Raw genomic sequence first — 21,162 nt, 5'->3', positions numbered from 1 at the left:
TTGGGGCCGTCACATCGGGACAAACCCGACATAGTTTGTTTATTGAACTAAGTAAAAACACGCATGGCAAAAACACCCTGTCACTAGAAAAGTGTTCCTTGCCCTGACAATAGGCCTATGCATACAGACCAAGAAACAACTGGTGCGCCCACAGGGAAGCGCATGCTTTTTATGCCCACACTCGTGCGCCGCTTGGCGTGGGTAGTGGCTGGTGTGCTGGCAGCCTGGCTGCTGTGGTGTGTGGTGGGCTGGGCGGTGCTGCCCAGCATGCTGCAACGCATGGCCGAGCGGCAGTTGAGCGACAAGCTGGGGCGCGTAGTAGCGGTGGGGTCGGTGCAGTTTCGCCCGTGGTCGCTGGAACTGGAACTGCATGACTTGCGCATAGCTGGCGCTGGGGGGAATGTGGGAGATGATTCCACACCGCAGCTGGAGTTGCAGCGCGTCTATGTGGATGCCGAACTGCAAAGCCTGTGGCACTTGGCCCCCGTGCTCGATGCCGTGCAACTGCAGGGCTTGCACCTGCGCTTGCGCCACCAGGGCCAAGGCCACTACGACGTGGACGATGTGTTGCAGCGCTTGCTCAACCAGCCGCCCAGCGATCCGGTGCGCTACGCGGTTTACAACATAGCCTTGCAAGACCTGCAGGTGGACTTTGACGATGTGCGCCCCAATGGCACCGTGGTGCACCACAGCTTGCGCGATGGGCAACTGCAGTTGCCTTTTATCAGCAACTTGCCCGCCAAGCGCAGCGTGCAGGTCAAGCCCCAGTTGGTGTTCACCCTCAACGGAGCCCACTGGGACAGCGATGCCATGGCGCTGCCTTTTGCCGATGATCCACAAGGCAATGTGCATGTGCAGGTGGATAAGCTGGATTTGGCGCCTTATTTGCCCTACTGGCCTGCCACGCTGGCGCAGCGGCCCACGCAGGCCGTGCTCAAAGCCGATGTGCGCTTGAGTTTTGTCGATGAAGACCCGCAGCCGCATGTGTTGCTTCAATCCCTGCAACTGCAAGCGGACTCCATAGCCTGGGTGGACACGCAAGCCAATAACACCCGCATGGCGCTGCGCGATGTGCGCCTAGAGGCGAGCCAGTGGCGTTGGCCCGAAGTAGCTGGCGCTGCCCCCGCCAGTGGCGCACTCAAAGGCCGCGCGGTACTAACCATGCAAGGCGTTGCGGGTCAAGCTGCGCTGCAGTGGCAGCTAGAAGGCAGCCCTTCGAAGGGGCAAGCCACAGCCCAGTTGCAACAATTGCCGCTGGCCATGGCCAACCCCTATACCCAAGCGCTGTGGAACCCCCAGCAGCCGCTGCAACTGCAAGGCACACTGGACGCCACCCTGCACGCTCAATGGAATGGCACTGCTGGTGTGACTGGCCAGTGGCTGCCCAACCTGCAACTGAGCGTGCCAGAACTGACCGTGCGCAAGCTGGCACTGCAGCCTGCCAATGCCAGTGCCAGTGCCAGTGCCAGTGCCAGTGCCGATGCGCAATCGCCCCAGCAGTGGCCGCAGTTGCAACAGCTACGCCTACAAGGCGTGCAACTGGATTTGAGCCAGCAGCGCGTGCAAGTGCAAAGCCTGCAAGTGCAGCAACCCCGCATGGCCCTGCAGCGCAATGCCCAAGGCGTGCTCAATGTGCAAGCGTGGTTGGCCAGCAGCCCTGCTTCTGCTGCCCCCAAACCCAGCGTGCCATGGGTGGTGCAATTGGATGCGCTGACGGTGCGCGACGGCTCCGTGGCTTGGAGTGATTGGCAGCCAGCTACGCCGGTGCAACTGCTTATGAACGGCGTGCAATTGCAAGTGCAGTCGCTGGTGTGGGGGCAAGCCAGCGCCAAACCTGTAGTCTGGAGTGTGCAAGCAGGCATTGCAGGCACAAGCAAAGAAGCGGGCAAGAATGCAAGTGCTAGTGGTTTTGTGCGCTTGCAGGGAAGTGCCCAACTCTTGGCCCAAGGTGTGCCGCAACGCCTCAGTGCGCAGGGGCAGTTGCAGCGTGTGCCCGTGCACCTAGCCATGCCCTATGTGGCAGACCGCTTGAACGTAGAGGTGCGCCGCGCTGACGCGTCGTTCAGTGGTCAAGTGGATTGGGTGCAAGCAGGCAACCAAGTGCAAGTGAAGGGCGATGCCGCGCTGGAAGACTTGCACGCCACCATCGCCAACGGTAGCAGCCAAGACGGTGACGACTTGCTGCGCTGGAAAGCGCTGCAAGTGCCCGGTTTGCAACTGCAAATGGGTGATGGGCAAGCCGTGCGGGTGAGTGCGCTAGAGGCCAGTTTGACGGACTTTTACGCCTCAATCTTGGTGCGTCCAGACAGCACCCTCAACTTGGAGCACTTGCTCAAAAACTCCAGCGCAAGCAGTACACAAGCTGTGGCTGACAGTCCCGCCAGCCGCCCCACCATGGTGGTGAACATGGGGCCGCTGCGCTTGCTGCGCGGCAAGGTGGACTTTGAAGACCAGTTCATCCGGCCCAATTACGCTTTGCATATCACCCAGCTCAATGGTCGGCTCAGTGCTTTCAATTCGCAGGCATCAGCCAATGGCAGTCCTGCCATGGCCGATTTGGAGTTGCAAGGCCGTGCCGAAGGCACAGCCAGCTTGGATGTGAATGGCAAGTTCAATCCCTTGGTCAAGCCATTGGTCTTGGATATGAGCGCCCGCCTGCGCGATTTGGAACTGTCGCCGTTTTCCCCCTATGCCGTGAAGTACGCTGGCTATGGTATTGAGCGCGGCAAGATGAGCATGGATTTGCACTACACGGTGCAACCCGATGGCCAGCTAACGGCCACCAATAAACTGGTGCTCAACCAGCTACGCTTTGGCGATCAGCCACTCAGTGCCAAAACCCTGCCAGTGAAGTTGGCAGTGGCTTTGCTGGCCGATAGCCATGGTGTCATCGATCTGGACTTTCCCATTTCTGGCTCCATCAACGATCCGCAGTTCAGCCTAGGCCCATTGCTGTGGAAGGCCTTGGGCAATCTGATCGTCAAGGCGGCGACTTCCCCTTTCAAATGGCTTGCTGCTTTGGGGGGGACGACAGAGAGCGAGTCCAATGGCGCGTTGGCTTTTGTTGCCGGTAGCACCAAGCTCAGTGAGGCTGCACAAAACACCCTGCGCACATTGGCCCCCAATCTGCGCAACAAGCCCAACCTATTGCTCACCATCCATGGCCAAGCCAACCCAGCCCAAGATTGGCTCGACAGCAGTGCGGTAGATGATGATGTGCTGCGCGACTTGGCCATGCAACGCGCTATCGCCGTGAAAGAGTTTTTGTTGAACCAGCAAGTGCCCGTCGAGCAGGTTTTTTTGGGAACTGTGCGTACCCAATCGGTAACTGACAATCCGGTACAGGCTCAAGTTTTATTAGAGGTAGGTATTGAATGACAGATTTTCTGACCCCCGCCATGTTGCGCGCTTGGTTGCCCCAGCGCCCGGCTGATTCGCACAAGGGGATGTTTGGCAGTGTGCTCACAGTAGGAGGATCGCAGCATTACCGTGGGGCACCTTTGTTGGCAGCACTGGCATCGCTGCGTGTAGGGGCTGGTTATGCCACCTTGGCCGCCATAGAAACCGTGGTGCAAGCAGCCATGGCCCAAACTCCAGCGCTCATTGCGTGGGAATTGCCCGAGCGCGACGGTTGCATTGCTTCTGACGCGGGCCAACGCATCGTGGCCGCCTTGCCACGCTACCAAGTGCTGTGCATGGGCTGTGGGCTGGGGAATATGGATGGTGTGTCAACCGAGGTGCAGGTGTTCACGCGCCAAGTGCTGCAAGTAGCCAGTGGGAATGGCATGGTGATGGTGGTGGATGCTGACGCCCTCAATGTGCTGGCCCAGCTACCGCAAAAGCAGCGTCCCCGATTTGCCGCGCAAAACACCGTGCTCACCCCGCATCCGCAAGAGCTAGCGCGTTTGTTGCAGGTCAGCGTGGAAGAGGTTCAGGCCAACCGCGCCCAATACGTAGCCATGGCAGCCCGCCAGTGGCAAGCGGTGGTCATCCTCAAGGGCCACCAAACCCTCATCAGCGATGGCGAGCAAACCTTTACCAACCCCACTGGCAACTCGGCGCTGGCCAAGGCCGGCACGGGCGATGTGCTCGCTGGTATGGTGGCAGGCTTGTGTGCCCAAGGTGCTGGCGCGCTGCAGGCGGCCTGCGTAGCCACTTACCTGCACGGCTTGGCTGGCCAACTGTGCAGCCAAAGTTTGACGACTTACAGCATGCTGCCCACCGATTTGCTGACCAGTATCCCGTACGCAGTTGCAGCACTGCTAGAGCCATGAAAATCTACCTCGACTCCGCTCGCATCGACTCGTGGAAGCTGCCTACAGGCTGCCCAGCCGTGCAAGGCGTCACCACCAACCCCACGTTGGTTTTTCAGGCGGGCTTGCCCGTGACTTTGGACACCTACCAAGGCCTGGTGCACGCCGTGGCCGATGCGGGTTTGGCTGAGCTGATGCTGCAACTGCCCCGCCCGGACTTGGCCGCCGCAGGCCAGTGGCTGGATGCTTTGCGCAAGGCTGCACAGGCCCGTGGCGTGGTGCTGACCATCAAGCTGCCCTGCGCGGCCGATTGGGAGCACTGCATCCGTTTTGTCCAATCTGAGGGGCAAGCTGTGCTGCTTACGGGCTTGTCCAACGCCGTGCAGTTGCTGTGGGCCCGCGACATGGGCGCGCAGTACGTGGCACCGTATTTGGGCCGTTTGGCCACCGATGGGCGCGACATATGGGCGCTGGTGCGGGCCTGTGTGGCGGTGCAAAACGACGCCAACCAGCCCGGCCCGCGTTTGCTGGCGGCCAGCATCAAGTCGCACGAGGTGATGGCCCATTTGTTGGCAGTGGGTGCTGCTGCGGTCACGTTGCCGCCCAGTAGCCTGGCTGCGTGGAGCACCGACCCGGTGACCCAAACCGCACTGGACCAGTTTGAGCGCGACATCCACGCTAGTTTGCAGCTCTGATTTGGTTGTGCTTTTTATGTTGTGGGCTCCTGCCGCTCGCCGTTGGTAAACAAGGCAAAGCGGCCTTGTTCGCGTGGATGCACCGGGTCTTGCGTGGGCCAAGGCCAGCCGCCAAATTCGGTGCGGCGGTAGTCGGCAAAGGCTTGGTGGATTTCGGCTTGCGTGTTCATGACAAAGGGGCCGTACTGCGCCACAGGTTCGCCGATGGGGGCCGCTTGCAACAGCAGCAGTTCCACTTCAGCGTCGCCGTTGACCAGCTCGCAGGCCACGGGGCCGTGCAGCTGGGCCACGTGGTTGGGGGGCAGGGTCTGGCCTTCTGGGCCCTCTAGTCGCACGCCAGCTCCGCCCATGCAGTAGAGCATGCGCAGGGTTTTGGCACCGCTGCTGGCGGGCAAGGTCCAGCGGGCGTGGGGTTGCATGCGGATGGTGGCAATGGCCACATCGCCCTGGGCTTGGCTGGCCCACGAGTCCGGAGGTGGAGCCAGCCCTTGCAGGCCCGCCACTTGGCCTGCTACGCAGACCACATGGGTGCTGTGCTCGGCGGCGTCGGTCACCGTGGTACGGGGAATGGCCTCGTGCCAAAACATGGTGAAGTGCGGCGGCACCATTTTGTGGCTGGCGGGCAGGTTGAGCCAGATTTGGAACAGCTCGGTGGGGTTGCCTGCGTCTTGGTTGAGCATGGGGAACATCTCGCAGTGCACGATGCCCGCGCCGGCTGTGAGCCACTGCACATCGCCTTGGCCGTAGCGGGCGGTGGCCCCGGCGGAGTCGCTGTGGTCGATAAAGCCTTCGCGCACGATGGTCACGGTTTCAAAACCCCGGTGCGGGTGGGCGGGAAAGCCGGGTACGTTGTCACCGTGGTACATGCTCCAGCCGTCGCGGGCGCTGAAGTCGCTGCCCACATGGCGGCCCTGCAGGCTGGCGGCTACTCCCAAGTCGGCATTGCCAGCGGGGTAGGCGTCGTTGTGGTGAACGCAGAACAAGAACGGATCGATGGTGGGCCACGGGCTGGGGCCTGGTGGCAAGGCGGCCATGCCGATCAGGGCGTGTGTCGCCGAGGGGGGCGCAGAAGGGGTGTTGCTCATGGTGTGGGCTGCCTGTGGTACTGAATAGGGCCAAAACCAAGGGAGAAGCAGGTGGCCGCTATAGTTGAAGGTTATGTATTTTGTCTCCTTCTGCAAGGCCGCAACAGCCACCCGTGTACGCCGCGCGCTGCTGGCCATGACCTTTGCCCCTTTGCTGTGGGTGGTCGATGCCAGTTTGCGCCCTGACATGCCCCCCGTGGCCAGTGCCACTGTGGTGCGCAACGCCTTGATGCAAGGTGCAAGCGCGGCACCAGCCACCTCTGCCAGTGAGCCGGTTGTGTGGCAAGTGCAGGCCCAAGGCCCAATTCCTTCGCTGGGGCAGGATAAAGCGGCGCACGCCAGCAGCCTGCTGCCCAGCAGTGCGGGGCTGCTGGTGTTTTGGTTCTCGGGCGACCGCGAAAGTGGCCCGTTGGTACAAATTGCCGCTACCCAGTGGGACGCTGGTCAGCAGCAGTGGTTGCCAGCCCGTGCGGTGGTCAACCGGCATACGCTGGGGCGTGATTTGGGCTTGGGCGTGCGCCGCTTGGGCAACCCAGTGGCGTGGCGCGATGGGCAAGGGCGCATCCACCTGTTTGTGGTGGGCACGGGCTGGGGCGGTTGGGCTGCTAGCCGCGTGGTGCATTTGCGCCAGTGTGACAACCCGGCAGCCAGCGATGCACTGAGCCAGTTGTGCTTTGAACCGGTGGGTGTATTGCCGTTGGCCTGGGGCTGGAACACCAGCTACTTGGTGCGCAATGCACCATTGCCGCTGGCCGATGGTGGCATGGTGCTGCCAGTGCACTTTGAGCTGGGTAGCAAAGTACCCGCATTGCTGCGTTTTGATGCGCAAGGCGGGTATTTGGGCATGGTGCGCATCAGCCAACGCGATTACGCCTTGCAACCCGCACTGCTACCGCTGGGCGAGCACCACTGGTTGGCCTTGATGCGTGACGAGCGCCACGATGGCCGTATTCTGGCGGCGCAGAGCCAAGATGGAGGCAAGCGTTGGCAAGACCTGCCCGATCTCGATTTGCTCAATCCCGATTCTGCGGTGAGCGGCCTGACCTTGCCCAGTGGCGAGCTGCTACTGGCGCACAACAACTCGCCCAGTGGGCGCGAGCGTTTGGACTTGAGTGCCAGCCGCGATGGCGCGCATTGGGGTTTGCTGCGCACTCTGGAGAGCGGCAAGCCTGAAGACGAGTTTTCTTATCCGGCTATGGCCTGGGTGGATGGCCAGTTGTGGGTCACCTACACCGTGGATCGTGCCCGTTTGGCATGGCAGCGCTTGGCACCTGTGCCAGCCAGCGTAGAGAGAAAGACACCGTGATGGATGGCATTCAAAATTTGATGCACTTGGGCTGGGCTGGTCGCCCGTTGCAGCCTGCTTTGTGGCTGCAACAGCTATGGCTCTATGGCGGCTGGGCGGTGGTGCTGGCGTGGGCTTTGTCTGCATTGGTGCTGGTGGCCCAGCGCCTCGGCGCGCCCCGTGCCCGGGCATGGCAACGGGTGTGGGGCTGCGCTTTGCTGGCGGTGAGTTTGGCCGGTTTACCCGGTGTAGTGTCTCCGGTGTATTGGTGGGGCTTGGCTTTCCAGTACCCCAGCGCCGTATTGGTGTTGTGGTGTGCGGTGGATTTGTTGTGGCAAGGCGTGGCTGCCGGTTGGGGGGAAACCGCCTCGGACGACACGGCGTGGCAGCGCCGCGAACCCACATGGGCGCAATACGCGCTGGTGGCACTGGCTGCTGGGTGGGGGTGGGTTTTGGCACTCGATAGTTTTGCCCTGTGGCCTGTCGCTGTGTACCCTTGGGGCGTAGGCCCTATCGCTTTGGCGTGGGTGTTGGTGGCCGTGGCTGCGCTGTGGATAGGCATGGGCAGCACCCGCATGGTGCTGGTACTGTGCTTGAGCTTGCTGCTGTACGTGCTGTTGCGTTTGCCAACCGGTAATGTGTGGGATGCACTGCTCGACCCTTGGCTATGCTTAGGTCTGCACGGTGTGTTGGTGCGTGCGCTGTGGCGTTATTTCAAAAGGAAGTCGGCATGAAAACCATCTGGGCCCTGCACGGGGTCAACCTCAATATGTTTGGCCAGCGCGATCCCGCGCAGTACGGCACGGCCACTTTGGCAGACATTGACCGCAGCCTGCAAACCTTGGCGGCTGAGTTGGGTGTGTCCGTGCACAGCTACCAAACCAATATAGAAGGCGAACTGTGCGAGCGCATCCACCAAGCCCACCGTGAAGGCGTGGATGCTGTGCTCATCAACGCCGGCGCGTGGACGCACTACAGCTACGCCATCCGCGATGCGCTGGCCATTTTGAAGTGCCCGATTGTGGAAGTGCACATGTCCAACATCCACGCCCGCGAGGCGTTTCGCCACCAATCGGTGATTGCCGACATCGCCCAAGGCCAGATTTGCGGCTTTGGCGTGGACAGCTACCTGCTGGGTCTGCGCGCCGCGGTGGGCTTGCTGGGGAATAAACCCTCTTAAGCAGCCGTCTGCAGCATGCGCTGCAGCCCTGCGCGGTCGGGCAGGCCGTCGTTGTCACCCGGTGACTGCACCACCAGCGCCCCGATGGCATTGCCCTGGCGTACCGCTTGGGGCAGGGGCAGCCCATCGAGCAGGCCTGCCAGCACGCCGACGGCAAAGCCATCGCCAGCGCCCACGGTGTCCACTACGCGGGGGACGGCAAAACCGGGCACGGTGCCATGGCCATCGTGGCTGGCGTAGTAGGCACCGGGTGGGCCCAGTTTGATGAGCACTTGGCTTGCGCCGTTATCCAAATACCACTGGGCAATGGCAGCGCTCTCGCGCTGGCCGGTGAGTAGCTGGCCTTCGGCCAAGCCGGGCAACACCAAGTCGCAGTGCGCGGCCAGTGCGTTGAGGGTATCGACCATGAGCGCTTGGCTGGGCCACAGGCGGGGGCGCAAGTTGGGGTCGAAAGAGACGCGCACGCCGCGGCGTTTGGCTTCTTGCACCAAGGCAAACACCAGCTCGCGCAGGCTGTCGGACAGTGCCACGCTGATGCCGGTGATGTGCAGCCAGCGCCCGCTCAGGCAGTAGTCCAGCAAACCCTCTTGTTGGCCCGGCACGCCCATGCGGCTAGCCGCCGAGCCTTGGCGAAAGTACTGCACCTGCGGGTCGCTGCCATCGGTTTGGCGCGACTTGAGCATGAAGCCGGTGGGGTAGTGCGCATCGCGCTGCACGTGTTGGTGGTTGATGCCCTCGGCCTGCAGGCGCTCTAGCAGGTAGTCGCCAAAAGCGTCTTGGCCGAGGCGGCTGGCGTAGCCGACGCGAAAACCCAGACGGCGCAGGCCAATGGCCACGTTCAGTTCAGCCCCGGCGGTGGTGCGGGCAAAGTGTTCCACCTGCGACAGCGGGCCACTGTCTTGCGCCACGAACAGGGCCATGGCTTCGCCCAATGTCAATACATCCAGTGCAGCAGCGTGCATGCGGAACATTCCTTACATCACAGCGCCCAGTTGCCAGGGCACGAATTCATTGTCGCCCAGACCGTGTAACTCGCTGCAGGTCTTGTGGCCTGAGGCGGTGTCCAGCATCAGTTGCAGCAGGTCGTGCGCGGCTTGGGCAATGGTTTGCTCGCCCGTGATGATGGTGCCTGCGTTGAAGTCCATGTCCAGCCGCATGCGTTCGAACAGGGGGGTGTTGGTGGCCAGTTTGAGCGAGGGCGTGGGCTTGCAGCCGTAGGTGGAGCCGCGCCCGGTGGTAAAGCAAATGAGATTGGCCCCCCCGGCCACTTGGCCTGTGGCCGATACGGGGTCGTAACCCGGCGTGTCCATGAACACCAAGCCCTGCGCTTGCACGGGTGCTGCGTAGGGATAGACGGCCATAAGCCCGGTGCTGCCCGCTTTGGCCACGGCACCGAGTGATTTTTCCAAAATGGTGGTGATGCCCCCGGCTTTGTTGCCGGGCGAGGGGTTGTTGTCCATGTCACCGCCATGCTGGCGGGCGTAGTCCTCCCACCAGTGGATGCGGTCCACCAAGGCTTGCCCCACGGCGGGGCTGGCGGCGCGGGAGGTGAGTAAATGCTCTGCGCCGTACACCTCGGGCGTTTCGGACAGGATGGCCGTGCCGCCGTGCTGCACCAGCAAGTCCACGGCCGCGCCCAGCACCGGATTGGCGCTGATGCCCGAGTACCCGTCCGAGCCCCCACACTGCAAGCCCACGCACAGGTGGCGGGCATCCACCGTGCTGCGCTGGGCTTGGTTGGCCAGTGGCAGCATGGCGCGCACCAAGGCTTTGGCCTCGTCGATGGCGGCGCGGGTACCGCCTTTGTCTTGGATGGTGAGGGCGGCAAACAAGCCATCGCCGCGCTGGCGCAGGGGCTGGACGAGGCTGCTCACTTGGTTCACCTCGCAACCCAAGCCGATGACGATGACGCCCACAAAGTTGGGGTGTTCGGCATAGCCGCGCAGGGTGCGCTGCAGCACGTCCAGGCTTTCGCCAGAACCGGCCATGCCACAGCCTTGGCCGTGGGTGATGGCGACGACCCCGTCCACGTTGGGAAAAGCTTGCAGCGCCGCCTCGTCAAACGCTTGCGCCACATGGCGGCACACGGTGGCTGAGCAGTTGACGCTGGAAATGAGGCCGATGTAGTTGCGCGTGCCCACCCGGCCATCGGCCCGCCCATAGCCTTGGAAAGTGAGTGGCTGGGTGGCCACTTGGGTTGGCTGGTAGTCGGCACCAAAGTGGTGTTGCGCCTGCGAGCTGACCATGGCCACGTTGTGGGTGTGCACGTGCTGGCCGGGTGCTATGGGTTGGCTGGCCACGCCAATGGTTTGGCCGTATTTGCGCACCGCTTGGCCTGCCGCTACTGGGCGAACGGCGATTTTGTGGCCAGCGGGAATGTCTTGCTGGGCGGTGATGTGGCCATCGCCTACGGCGATGGTCTGGCCTGCTGCGACGGCTTGTTGGGCCACAGCGACCGAGTCTTGGGGGTGCAGCAGGATGGGCGTCATAAGAAAGGCTTGAGGGGGCTTTTTGGTGTAAATTGGTCAGGCCAGTTTAGCAAGCCCAGTCCCTGTACAAGCTTGGGGAATACACTGTGTGTCTTGGAGGAAGTATGTTGGATCCGCTCAAGCAGGCTGCCGATACGCGGCGGCTGTACCACCAAATCGCTGACCAAATTCGTGGTCTGATCGACAAGGGGGGCTATGCGCCCGGTAGCCGTTTGCCGCCCGAGCGGGACTTGGCGCAGCAGCTAGGCGTGTCGCGCCCCTCGGTGCGCGAGGCTTTGATCGCGCTGGAAATTGCCGGGGTGGTGGAGGTGCGCATGGGGGCCGGGGTGTATGTGTGCCCCCCTGCGCAGCGCCAATCGTTGGCGCTGGCATCCTTGGGTGAGAGCCCCAGCGAGTTGATGCAAGCCCGTGCTTTGTTCGAGGGCTCGGTGGTGGCCTTGGCCTGCGCCAAGGCGACGGCAGGTGACATCGTCCACCTGCGCGCAGTGTTGCAGCGCATGCGCCAAGCGGTGGCGCAGGGGCAGTCGCCCATAGCGCTAGACCGCGAGTTCCACGTGGGGTTGGCGGCAATCACGGGCAATGGTGTGCTGCAGCGCATGACCGCGCTGCTGTTTGATGAGCGGCACAGCCCTGTGTCGGAGCGCCTGAGCGCCCGGGTGGAGTCGGAGTACACGTGGGAGTCGGCTGTGCAAGAGCACGAGGCTATTGTGGGTGCTTTGGAGCAACGTGATCCGTTGGCTGCTCAAACGGCTATGCGTTTGCATTTGCAAGAGTCGGAGCGGCGTTGGGTGGGGGCGTAGGGAGTTGGTTGTGGGGGTCATCTGCTATTTGGTGAAAACCCGGATGTTGTTGTGCAAATTGGTCAGGCCAAATGCAGGCCTAACCCATTCTTTTGCACCATGCCATGCTCACCATTATTTGTGAAAACCCCCACCAACTCACCGCCATCGACAGCCCCAAACCCGTTCGGGCAGAGGGCGAAGTGTTGTTGCGAGTGCGCCGTGTCGGCGTGTGCGGAACCGATTTGCACATTTACACCGGCAACCAGCCTTACTTGAGCTACCCGCGTGTCATGGGCCATGAAATCGCTGGGGTGGTGGAAGAAGCCCCGGCGGACTCGCCTCTGAAACCCGGCGATGTGGCCTATGTGATGCCCTACCTGTCCTGCGGGCGTTGCGTGGCGTGTCGCCAAGGCAAGACCAATTGCTGCGTGAATATCCAGGTGCTGGGGGTGCACCGCGATGGCGCTTTCACCGAATACCTGAGCGTGCCCGTGCAGTTTGTGCACAAGGCTGAGGGGGTGAGTCTGGATGAGGCTGCCATGGTGGAGTTTTTGGCCATCGGTGCCCACGCGGTGCGCCGGGCCGATGTGCAAGCAGGCCAGCGCGTGCTGGTGGTGGGTACGGGGCCTATTGGCATGGCGGTGGTGCGCTTTGCCGCTTTGCGTGGTGCGCAGGTCACTGCGCTGGATACCCGCACCGAGCGGGCGGCGTTTTGCCAACAGCATTTGGGCGCACATGCTGCCGTGACCATTGGCCCAGACGATGAAAACCAGATGCGCGCCCTGACCGATGGAGAAATGTACGACGTGGTGTTCGATGCCACGGGCAATGCCAAAGCCATCGAGCGCGGTTTTGCCTTGGTGGCCCATGGGGGCAAGTACGTGCTGGTGTCCATCGTGCGGGACAACATCACCTTCAACGACCCAGAGTTCCACAAACGCGAGACCACCCTTATGGGCAGCCGCAACGCGACGGTGGAGGATTTTCAGACCGTGTTGGCGGCCATGCGCGCAGGCCACATACCCACCCAAGCGCTCAACACGCACCGCCTTTCGCTGGCTGATGTGCCCACGGGGTTCGCTGCTTTGCTAGAGCCCAGCCAAGGGGTGATCAAGGCGCTGGTGGAGTGCTGACCAACCACTCCCGCGCAAACAGCCACTCCTGTGGCTGCCACAGGTTATCCAGCGTGATCTCGCCGGCTTTGTGGCGGCTGCGCACGTGCCAACGCTGGCCCAGCAGTTGGCAAGGCTTACCCTGTGCTGCAGCACTGGGGGCCGCTTGGCACAGCGCTAGCAGGCGCTCGGCGTTGGGCACGTCTTCCGACTGCAGCCAGACCAAGGCCTGGCCACCGCCTTGGGCGGGATCCAGCAGGCGTGGTATGCGCTGTGCATCGGGCAGTTGGGGGAAGCGCTCACCCGTGTTGCGGCCTTCGGCGTCGTAGGGCAGCAGGGTGCTTTCGGGCAGCAGGAAGTGAAAGCGTTCGTACTGGCCGGTAAAACCGTTGGGAACGGCTACGCGCTGGCCTGCCAGTTGTTGCTGCACGGCGGCGCTGTACTGGGCTGCTGGGTCAGACAGCGGGGCCACCATCGCGGTGAAGCAGGCATAAACGCAAGCCACGGTCAGTAGGCTGGCCTCGCGGGCCCATCGCCAAGCATAAAAAACGGCTGCAGAGCTTGCCAGTCCTGCTGATGCAGCTATCAAAACTGTAGCAAGCTCGGTGCTGCTGGACATGCCCATGCCGTGCATGACCCAGCCGATACGGGCCAGCATGACCAAAGCGAAAGCAAAAACAGGCAGCGTCAGCACGTACCAAACGCGCCCTAGCTGATTCCATGCCAAAGCCCACAGCATGCACAGAGCAGGCATGGCGGGGATGAGGTAACGCTCCGAACGCTGGCTGGGAATGGAAAACACCACCATCCACAGCACGGCCCAAGCCAGCAGCACGCGCACAGCTTGGGGTATGGCAGTCCAGCGCTGGCGCAGGTGGGCTAGCTGCCACACGCCTCGGCAGCACAGGCCCAGCACGGGCAAGAACAGCAAGCCTGCGTTCACGGGGTAGCCCAGCAATTGCTCCCACAGCGGATAAGGGCCATTCCAAGCGTTTTGCCAGTAGCCCATGGCATTGTTCATCTTGCCGGCGTTCTCAGCCACCACGAACTCTTGCCATACCGCTGCGGGGTCGGGGTCGAGCACAAACCACAGGCAAAAAATGCCCAGACCCACGGCGGTAGCCCACGCCATGCCCACGCTGGCGCGCAGCACATCGGCCCAGCGCAGCGCTTGTGGTTGGGTCAGCAGCAGGGCCAACCAGACAGTGGCGGCGGCAGGGGCCAGTAACGCAAACGATTTGTAGGCACTGCCCAAGCCCATGGCCAGGCCGCAAGCGGTGTAGAAAAGGGTGCTGTTGCCAAGATGGCTGGGGCGTTGTCCACCCAGCAGCAGCCACCACACTGGCAGGCCGAGCCAAAACGTCTCTGGCCCCGAGGTCAAGTAGGCGCGCCCATAGCGGTAGGTAGAAAAGCAAAGCAGGTAAGTCGCTGCTGCCAAGCAGGCGGTGCGCAGTGCTGGGGCTGCAGTGTCCGCGGCGCCTGTGCTGCTGGGTGTGGAATGCATGGGCACGCGCACCATGCGCCAGGTGCTCAGTGCCAGCAGCAGGGTGGTGGCGAAGGTGTAGAGCACACTGGGCAGGCGCAGCCAGGCCAGTTCCCACCACTGGCCCCAGCCGCCTGCCACCATGGCTTGCCAGATAAGCAGGGGCGGTTTGGTGTTGCGGGTGCCCACCAAGTCCGATTGCAAAGGCAGCCAATGCCCGCTGTCAGCGGTGCGGTGGGCGATGTGGAGGTAGACCATTTCGTCCCCATTGGTGGGGGCGTAGCTGCTGCCCAAGCCATACAGATACAGGCTGGCACAAAGCAGTACCAAGGCTAGCCATGGCCATTGCGCCCAAGCCAAACGGCGCCAATCGCTGCCTTGCAGGGAGGAGGCGTGTGGCATGGTGCTCATGGTGGATAGGTTTTAGTGGTTCTTGCGGCGACGCTGCTTGAAAGTCCAGCGGTCGTTGGCCAAGTAGTTGACCACACTGGCCATGGCAATGGCCAGCAGGTTGGCTGCACGGTAATCCACATAGCCTGACAGCAGAAGCGTCAGGACGTACTGCAGCCCACTGCCCACCGCGGTGGAGGTAGCGTACTGGCTGAATTCGAGCGAAATGGTGCGCAAGCTGGGCTGGGGGGCGGGCAGTTCGGATTCCAGCGCCCGCACGCGATCAGCCCAAGTCCACAGGCGATTCCAGGTGAAGTTGTTGAGCGTGGCCAGTGCGATGGCCAGCACGAGGGAGATGTAGGGTTTTTGGTAGCCCTTCTCCAGCGTGGCAAACAGGTACTCGTGGCCAAAGTGCAGCACGGCGAAGTTCACTACCACGCCACTGGCTCCGACGATGCCAAACTTGAGAAAGCGCACCCGTTCCAGTACCCCCAAGGCCCACAGCACGGTGCGTTGCACCCACAAGGTGAAAGACGACAAACTCATGAACAAACAGCGCGCTGCGCAGATTTAGGCCTGTGGCGCTGCCACGGCGGGGTGGATGGGGATGTGCGGGGCCAACACGGTGCGCGGCGGCACAAAGGGCATGGTCCCTGTGGACAGGAAAGTGAGCGCATCGGCCAATACGGGCTCGGGGGGAATGCGCTGCAGGCATTGGTTGTCGCCATCGCAAAAGGTCAGGCGGTGGTTGTAGGCCGTTAGGCAGGGGGAACAGGCGATGCCGCTTTCCAAAATGCGGCACTTGTCGCCCAGTGGCCCGTAGAGCAGACCCGTTTCAGGCCCAAAAAACACCATGGTTTGGATGGGCGTGAGCGTGGCAAAGTGGCTGGGGCCACCGTCGTTGGTCACCAGCAAAGCAGCAGCGTGCATGAGCATGAGCAGCTCGCGGATGCTTTTGGTGTAGCCGGTTAGGTCTCGGCACAGCGGGCTTTGCACTTGGGCGATCAGGCTTTGGGCCAGTGGGGCGTCATCGCGCAAGCCTATGAGGCCTACTGCATGCCCGGCATCGCACAAGCCACGCGCTAGGTGGGCGTAGTGTTCGGCAGGCCAAGCGCGTTCTGGCAGTATGCCGCCGCCTGCGTACAGCAGCACCAACTTGCGCCCTTGCACGGTGGGGTGGTCTTGCACCAGTTTGTTGCTGTAGGCGCTCAACTCGTTGGCCGTGAATGGCACAGACAGTTCGGTCTCGCGTGGGGTGTTGCGCAAGGGGGCAGCGCGGTTGCGTGGCATGCTTTGGCCCGAACCCAAGGCGTCTACCAACGACAAAAACTGCTTGCTGATGTGCTGGTAAGGGTTGTAGGGAATGCTGCGGTTGATGAAGCTGCCGCGGTACAAGCCTTCTTGGGTGTGGGCGGTAAAGCCGCTGCGAATAGGCGCACCAGTGGTGAAGGACAGCAAAGCGCTGACGCGCGAGAACAACTCGCAATCGATGACGGCGTCCAGCCCCAAGCGACGCAGCCGCCAGCTCACGCGCAGGATGTCCAGCACCAGTTGCGCACCGCTCTTGTCGTTGAGGCTGTGCATGTAGGCCTCGTCGGTGAGGCGCAGCATGCGCGAGACTTCTTGGTTTTTCTTGAGTTGCAGGATGTGGATGGCCGCTGTCGGGTACTGGCGGCGCAACTGGGCGAACATGGGCCCAGCCAGCACGATGCTGCCCATTTCGGACAGCAAGATGACCAAAATATGCCGCGGCTCGCGCGGCATAGAGCTAGGCTTTTTCCAGAGCTGGGACAAGCGCACCCATCCAGACACCGCGGCGCACAGCAGCTGGCCAGCCCAGCGGTCAATGAAACGTTGTGTCTGGATATTCATGGGCTTACTTCAGTCCTGCTGCAGCACGCAAAGCAGCCGCTTTGTCCGTGCGCTCCCAGGTGAACTCGGGCTCTTCGCGGCCAAAGTGGCCGTAAGCGGCGGTCTTGCTATAGATGGGGCGCAGCAAGTCCAGCATCTGGATGATGCCCTTGGGACGCAGGTCGAAGTGTTCGTTCACCAGCTTGGCGATTTGGTCGTCAGGGATGACGCCCGTGCCTTCGGTGTAAACGGTCACGTTCATGGGTTTGGCCACGCCAATGGCGTAGGCCACCTGCACTTGGCATTGCTTGGCCAAACCGGCGGCCACCACGTTTTTCGCCACATAGCGGGCGGCGTAAGCGGCCGAGCGATCCACCTTGGAGGGGTCTTTGCCGGAGAAAGCACCGCCACCGTGGGGGCAAGCGCCACCGTAGGTGTCCACAATGATTTTGCGGCCCGTCAAACCGCAATCGCCTTGCGGGCCACCAATGACGAAACGGCCTGTGGGGTTGATCAGGTACTTGGTGTCTTGCAGCCACTCTTTGGGCAGCACGGGCTTGATGATTTCTTCGATGACGGCCTCGTAGAACTCGGGCTTCATCTTGTCGCCCAAGCTCATTTCGGGGGCGTGCTGGGTGGAGAGCACCACGGTGTCGATGCTGTGGGGCTTGCCGTCCACGTAGCGCATGGTCACTTGGCTCTTGGCGTCGGGGCGCAGGAAGGGCAGGCGGCCATCTTTGCGCAGTTGGGCTTGGCGCTCTACCAAGCGGTGTGCGTAGTAGATGGGGGCTGGCATCAGCTCGGGCGTTTCGTCGCAGGCGTAGCCAAACATCAGGCCTTGGTCGCCAGCGCCGATGTTCAGGTAGTCGTCGGACGCGTGGTCCACGCCCTGGGCGATGTCGTTGGACTGCTTGTCGTAGGCCACCAGCACGGCGCAACCCTTGTAGTCAATGCCGTAGTCGGTGTTGTCGTAGCCGATGCGTTTGATGGTGTCGCGGGCTACTTGGATGTAGTCCACGTGCGCGTTGGTGGTGATTTCACCCGCCAGCACCACGAGGCCGGTGTTGCACAGCGTTTCGGCAGCTACACGGCTTTTGGGGTCTTGCGCGAAGATCGCATCCAAAATTGCATCCGAAATTTGGTCAGCCACTTTGTCGGGGTGGCCTTCGGAGACGGATTCAGAGGTGAAGAGAAAATCGTTTGCCATATGCATTGCTCCAAGTTGCGTTGCCGCAGCTTGGAGCAGGCAGCGAACGCTTTAGCAGATGTTCCTTAAATTGGAAGGCACAATCCCAGCCCTTTGCATGGTGTACCCTGTCGCCCTGCAAGTAGTTCATAACTCAGCGACCGACGAATTCTAGCCCAGTGATGCGAGTCCTTTTTTTGATAACCGCCCGTTTTCCCCTGTGTTTTCTGCATTGCTGCGGTTGGTGGATGGGATGGTTAATTTTTTTGCTGTCGCCCAGCTATCGCCGCCATTTCCTGCTGCAAGTGCGCCAAGCCCAAGTCGGCTGGCGCCAATGGCTGCCTGCCGTAGGACACAGCGGCAAGCTGGTGGCAGAGTTGCCGCGCATTTGGTTAGGTAAGCCAGTGCCTGCGCGCTGGGCCAATCCAGAGGTGGTGCAACAAACCTTGCAGCAAGGGCTGGGAGCTGTCTTGCTGACCCCACATTGCGGCAGTTTTGAGGCTACGGCCCAGCTTTATGCACGTGATTTTGGGGTAGTTGGCAACCCGCTCACAGTGCTTTTTCGCCCATCGCGCCAAGCGGTGTTGACCGACATCGTGTCCCAATCGCGCCAGCGCCCCGGCATGCGCACGGCCCCTACCAGCTTGGCTGGAGTCAAACAGCTGATCAAAGCCCTGCGGGCGGGCGAGAGTGTGGGCATCTTGCCCGACCAAGTGCCGCCGCAAGGCCAAGGCGTGTGGGCACCTTTGTTTGGGCGTGATGCCTACACCATGACCTTGGCAGCCCGCATGGCTGCGCAAACAGGTGCACCCATGCTGTGGCTATGGGGGGAGCGTTTGCCGTGGGGGCGGGGTTTTGTGGTGCACGCCATACCGGGCCCTAACTTGGCTGGTTTGGATGTGCAAGAGGCGTGTGGCGTGCTCAATGCGTCGATGGAGCCAGTAGTTCGCCAAGCGGCTAGCCAGTACTTGTGGGGCTATAACCGCTACAAGCAACCACGGGATCAGGCGTAAACCATGGCCAGCTATTGTGTGTTGTGGGTGTTGCGTGCCCTCGGGTATCTGCCTTTGCCGCTGCTGCGGGCGTTGGGTTGGTGCTTAGGCTGGCTGCTGTATGGAGTGATTGTTTCGCGTCGCCATGTGGTCATGACCAATTTGCGCTGGTGCTTCCCAGACTGGACACAAGCGCAGCACAGACGCATCGCGCAGCAGTGTTTTGTGTATTTTGCGCAAGCGTGGTTGGATCGCGGATGGCTTTGGCATGCCAGCCCAGCGCGCATTGCACGGCGGGTGCAATTGACGGGTGCACTAGACGCTTTGCAAGGTGAGCAGCCCACGGTGCTGTTTGCCCCGCACTTCATGGGCTTGGATGTCGGTTGGACGGCCTTGACGCAAGGGGTGTCACGCCAGTTTTGCACCATCTATACCGACCAAGCCAACAAAGTAATGGACGAGTGGATTTTGCAGGGGCGCCAGCGTTTTGGTACACCGCGTTTGTTTGGTCGCATCGACGGGGTGAAGGACATCATCGCCAGTCTGCGCAGCGGTGGTGTGCTGTATTTGTTGCCCGACATGAACTTTGGCCCGCACGAATCGCTGTTTGTGCCGTTTTATGGCGTGCCCGCTGCCACGGTGCCATCGTTGCCACGTTTTGCCCGTTTGGGCAAGGCACAGGTGGTGCCAGTAGTGACCCGGCTTACCTCAGCGGGCTACACGGTCGAGGTGTTGCCCGCGTGGAAGGACTACCCTACAGGTGATTTGGAGGCAGATACCTGCGCCATGAATCAGCGTTTGGAGCAATGGATTAACGCCATGCCAGCCCAGTACTACTGGGTGCACAAACGCTTCAAAGACCGCCCGCCAGGGGCAGGCGAAGCACCTTATTGATCCGGGTGGGCCCAGTGCCAGAGCATTTCAGATACTTCTTCAATACCGATGCGCTTGGTGGCCGAGAATAAGCGTACTTCACCGCCACCTGCTTGCAGCTTGGTGATGGACAGCACTTTTTGTGCTTCCGCGCGGGTCAGTTTGTCTGCTTTGGTTAGCAATACCAAAAACTTCAGGCCCTCCTCCACCCGTGGACGGATGATGTCCAGCAGCATTTCGTCCAGTTCGGTCAGTCCCAAGCGGGGGTCGCACAGCAGCACGATGCCTTGCAGGTTTTTGCGGCTGACCAAGTAGTTGGCCATGACTTGTTGCCAACGAATTTTGTCCTGCTGGGGTACGGCGGCGTAGCCATAGCCGGGCAGGTCGGTCAGTACGGCATCGGTGACGCCTTGTTTGCCCAAGGAAAACAGGTTGATGTGCTGTGTACGTCCGGGTTTTTTGGAAGCGAAGGCCAGTTGCTTTTGCTGCGTCAAGGTGTTGATGCAGGTGGATTTCCCCGCATTGGAGCGGCCCACGAAGGCGATTTCGGGCACATCGTGTTCTGGCAGGAAATGCAACTGCGGCGCAGTGGTCATAAAGCGCGCGGTGTGCAGCCAGGCAGTGGCCAATTGGGCGGGGGTTTTGGAAGCAGGGGTGGTCATACAGGCCTTAAGCGGGGCCTGCATTGTAGGCGCTAGGCCCTCCAATGGGATGGCACGTACCGTGCCGACTTGTGGCAGCAAAGCTTGCCTTAGATCAAGTGTGTGCACGGGCTGGCTCCCTACAATGGCCCTCGTTTTGGCTTCGTTTTCCTTGGGTGGATGCTTGTATGAAGACTTTTGCGCACTGGCTGTTGGTGTCTCTCGTGGTGGGTTCTTCCCTGTCGGCGTGGGCTGGTGAGGTGGCTGCACCCGCTAAGCAACCCGATTTGGCCAAAGGGGAAGCCAGTTACACGGCAATTTGTGTGGGCTGTCACGCAGCCGATGCCAATAGCACCGGCCCCACTTTCCCCAAGCTGGCACAGCAGCACCCTGAATACATCGTTAAACAGTTGCAGGAGTTCAAGTCTGGTAAACGCCAAAACATAGTCATGGCCCCTATGGCGACGGCCTTGAGTGATGAGGACATGCGCAATATCGCCTATTGGGTCACGAACAAGCCTGCCAAGCCCGGTGCTGCCAAAGACAAGGACTTGGTGCGCTTGGGCGAGCGCATTTACCGTGGCGGCATTGCTGATCGCCAAGTGCCCGCTTGCGCTGGCTGCCACAGCCCAACGGGTGCGGGTATTCCTGCCCAATATCCACGCTTGAGTGGCCAGTATGCCGAATACACCACTGCGCAGTTGCAGGCCTTCCGCGATGGGGGGCGCAGCAACAGCCCCCAAATGAGCGGTGTTGCAGCCAAGATGAACGATAAAGAAATCAAAGCCGTGGCAGACTATATTGCTGGCTTGCATTGAGAGACTCAGCCAAGAAGCCGTGTGCTGGCTTCTGGGCGAGTAGGCGG

19 protein-coding genes are annotated in these 21,162 nt (G+C 61.5%); 11 read left to right on the top strand and 8 right to left on the bottom strand.

What is annotated here, in order from left to right; all coding sequences use genetic code 11:
* Positions 1 to 162 precede the first annotated feature (162 nt).
* The 3 genes from KIK84_RS04025 to KIK84_RS04015 are packed head-to-tail and all read left to right on the top strand — an operon-like array spanning position 163 to position 4,948.
* On the top strand, positions 163 to 3,378 hold the full coding sequence (locus KIK84_RS04025) for a DUF748 domain-containing protein (RefSeq protein ID WP_214121713.1): 3,216 nt from the start codon (positions 163 to 165) through the stop codon (positions 3,376 to 3,378).
* On the top strand, positions 3,375 to 4,274 hold the full coding sequence (locus KIK84_RS04020; protein WP_214121712.1) for an NAD(P)H-hydrate dehydratase: 900 nt from the start codon (positions 3,375 to 3,377) through the stop codon (positions 4,272 to 4,274). Before KIK84_RS04025 ends, KIK84_RS04020 begins: the two co-directional genes overlap by 4 nt.
* Complete coding sequence (locus KIK84_RS04015) at positions 4,271 to 4,948, top strand: transaldolase family protein (protein ID WP_214121711.1); 678 nt, start codon at positions 4,271 to 4,273, stop codon at positions 4,946 to 4,948. Before KIK84_RS04020 ends, KIK84_RS04015 begins: the two co-directional genes overlap by 4 nt.
* Positions 4,949 to 4,962: 14 nt before the next feature.
* On the opposite strand, the gene KIK84_RS04010 is transcribed toward KIK84_RS04015, so the two are convergent.
* Entirely contained in the window at positions 4,963 to 6,033 is a 1,071-nt protein-coding gene (locus tag KIK84_RS04010; RefSeq protein WP_214121710.1) for a pirin family protein, read from the bottom strand.
* A gap of 73 nt (positions 6,034 to 6,106) precedes the next feature.
* Between KIK84_RS04010 and KIK84_RS04005 the strand changes: the two genes are divergently transcribed.
* From KIK84_RS04005 to aroQ, 3 genes are read left to right on the top strand one after another with little or no spacing between them, the layout of a single operon-like run.
* Positions 6,107 to 7,339: an exo-alpha-sialidase gene (locus KIK84_RS04005; RefSeq protein ID WP_214121709.1), complete on the top strand. Its 1,233-nt coding sequence runs from the start codon at positions 6,107 to 6,109 to the stop codon at positions 7,337 to 7,339.
* Entirely contained in the window at positions 7,339 to 8,052 is a 714-nt protein-coding gene (locus KIK84_RS04000) for a hypothetical protein (RefSeq protein WP_214121708.1), read from the top strand. Before KIK84_RS04005 ends, KIK84_RS04000 begins: the two co-directional genes overlap by 1 nt.
* On the top strand, positions 8,049 to 8,498 hold the full coding sequence (gene aroQ, locus KIK84_RS03995) for a type II 3-dehydroquinate dehydratase (protein WP_214121707.1): 450 nt from the start codon (positions 8,049 to 8,051) through the stop codon (positions 8,496 to 8,498). The genes KIK84_RS04000 and aroQ overlap by 4 nt, the downstream gene beginning before the upstream one ends.
* On the opposite strand, the gene KIK84_RS03990 is transcribed toward aroQ, so the two are convergent.
* Positions 8,495 to 9,460: a sugar kinase gene (locus KIK84_RS03990; protein WP_214121706.1), complete on the bottom strand. Its 966-nt coding sequence runs from the start codon at positions 9,458 to 9,460 to the stop codon at positions 8,495 to 8,497. The genes aroQ and KIK84_RS03990 overlap by 4 nt on opposite strands.
* Before the next feature lie 12 nt (positions 9,461 to 9,472).
* Entirely contained in the window at positions 9,473 to 10,987 is a 1,515-nt protein-coding gene (locus KIK84_RS03985) for a UxaA family hydrolase (protein ID WP_214121705.1), read from the bottom strand.
* A 104-nt stretch (positions 10,988 to 11,091) separates the two neighbouring features.
* Between KIK84_RS03985 and KIK84_RS03980 the strand changes: the two genes are divergently transcribed.
* Complete coding sequence (locus tag KIK84_RS03980) at positions 11,092 to 11,787, top strand: FadR/GntR family transcriptional regulator (protein ID WP_214121704.1); 696 nt, start codon at positions 11,092 to 11,094, stop codon at positions 11,785 to 11,787.
* 104 nt (positions 11,788 to 11,891) lie between these two features.
* Complete coding sequence (locus tag KIK84_RS03975) at positions 11,892 to 12,902, top strand: zinc-binding alcohol dehydrogenase family protein (protein ID WP_214121703.1); 1,011 nt, start codon at positions 11,892 to 11,894, stop codon at positions 12,900 to 12,902.
* Here the strand turns inward: KIK84_RS03975 and KIK84_RS03970 are convergent.
* The 4 genes from KIK84_RS03970 to metK are packed head-to-tail and all read right to left on the bottom strand — an operon-like array spanning position 12,880 to position 17,812.
* On the bottom strand, positions 12,880 to 14,775 hold the full coding sequence (locus tag KIK84_RS03970) for an ArnT family glycosyltransferase (RefSeq protein ID WP_214121702.1): 1,896 nt from the start codon (positions 14,773 to 14,775) through the stop codon (positions 12,880 to 12,882). The two genes, KIK84_RS03975 and KIK84_RS03970, sit on opposite strands and share 23 nt — an antisense overlap.
* 12 nt (positions 14,776 to 14,787) lie before the next feature.
* Entirely contained in the window at positions 14,788 to 15,300 is a 513-nt protein-coding gene (locus KIK84_RS03965) for a GtrA family protein (protein WP_214121701.1), read from the bottom strand.
* 24 nt (positions 15,301 to 15,324) lie between these two features.
* Entirely contained in the window at positions 15,325 to 16,626 is a 1,302-nt protein-coding gene (locus KIK84_RS03960; protein WP_214121700.1) for a glycosyltransferase family 9 protein, read from the bottom strand.
* Between the two features lie 4 nt (positions 16,627 to 16,630).
* Complete coding sequence (metK, locus tag KIK84_RS03955) at positions 16,631 to 17,812, bottom strand: methionine adenosyltransferase (RefSeq protein WP_214121699.1); 1,182 nt, start codon at positions 17,810 to 17,812, stop codon at positions 16,631 to 16,633.
* 161 nt (positions 17,813 to 17,973) lie between these two features.
* Between metK and KIK84_RS03950 the strand changes: the two genes are divergently transcribed.
* The gene (locus KIK84_RS03950; RefSeq protein WP_214121698.1) at positions 17,974 to 18,804 is read left to right on the top strand and encodes a lysophospholipid acyltransferase family protein; all 831 of its coding nucleotides are present in this window, start codon (positions 17,974 to 17,976) and stop codon (positions 18,802 to 18,804) included.
* Between the two features lie 3 nt (positions 18,805 to 18,807).
* On the top strand, positions 18,808 to 19,677 hold the full coding sequence (locus KIK84_RS03945; protein WP_214121697.1) for a lysophospholipid acyltransferase family protein: 870 nt from the start codon (positions 18,808 to 18,810) through the stop codon (positions 19,675 to 19,677).
* Here the strand turns inward: KIK84_RS03945 and yihA are convergent.
* Entirely contained in the window at positions 19,671 to 20,318 is a 648-nt protein-coding gene (yihA, locus tag KIK84_RS03940) for a ribosome biogenesis GTP-binding protein YihA/YsxC (protein ID WP_250207751.1), read from the bottom strand. The two genes, KIK84_RS03945 and yihA, sit on opposite strands and share 7 nt — an antisense overlap.
* A 167-nt stretch (positions 20,319 to 20,485) precedes the next feature.
* Between yihA and KIK84_RS03935 the strand changes: the two genes are divergently transcribed.
* Positions 20,486 to 21,115: a c-type cytochrome gene (locus tag KIK84_RS03935; RefSeq protein WP_214121696.1), complete on the top strand. Its 630-nt coding sequence runs from the start codon at positions 20,486 to 20,488 to the stop codon at positions 21,113 to 21,115.
* The last annotated feature ends 47 nt before the right edge of the window (positions 21,116 to 21,162 follow it).

The organism is Curvibacter sp. CHRR-16 (genome assembly GCF_018474005.1).
GTDB lineage: Bacteria > Pseudomonadota > Gammaproteobacteria > Burkholderiales > Burkholderiaceae_C > Allorhodoferax.
The sequence above is the reverse complement of the archived record's forward strand: the minus strand, read 5'-3'. Positions and strand labels throughout refer to the sequence as shown.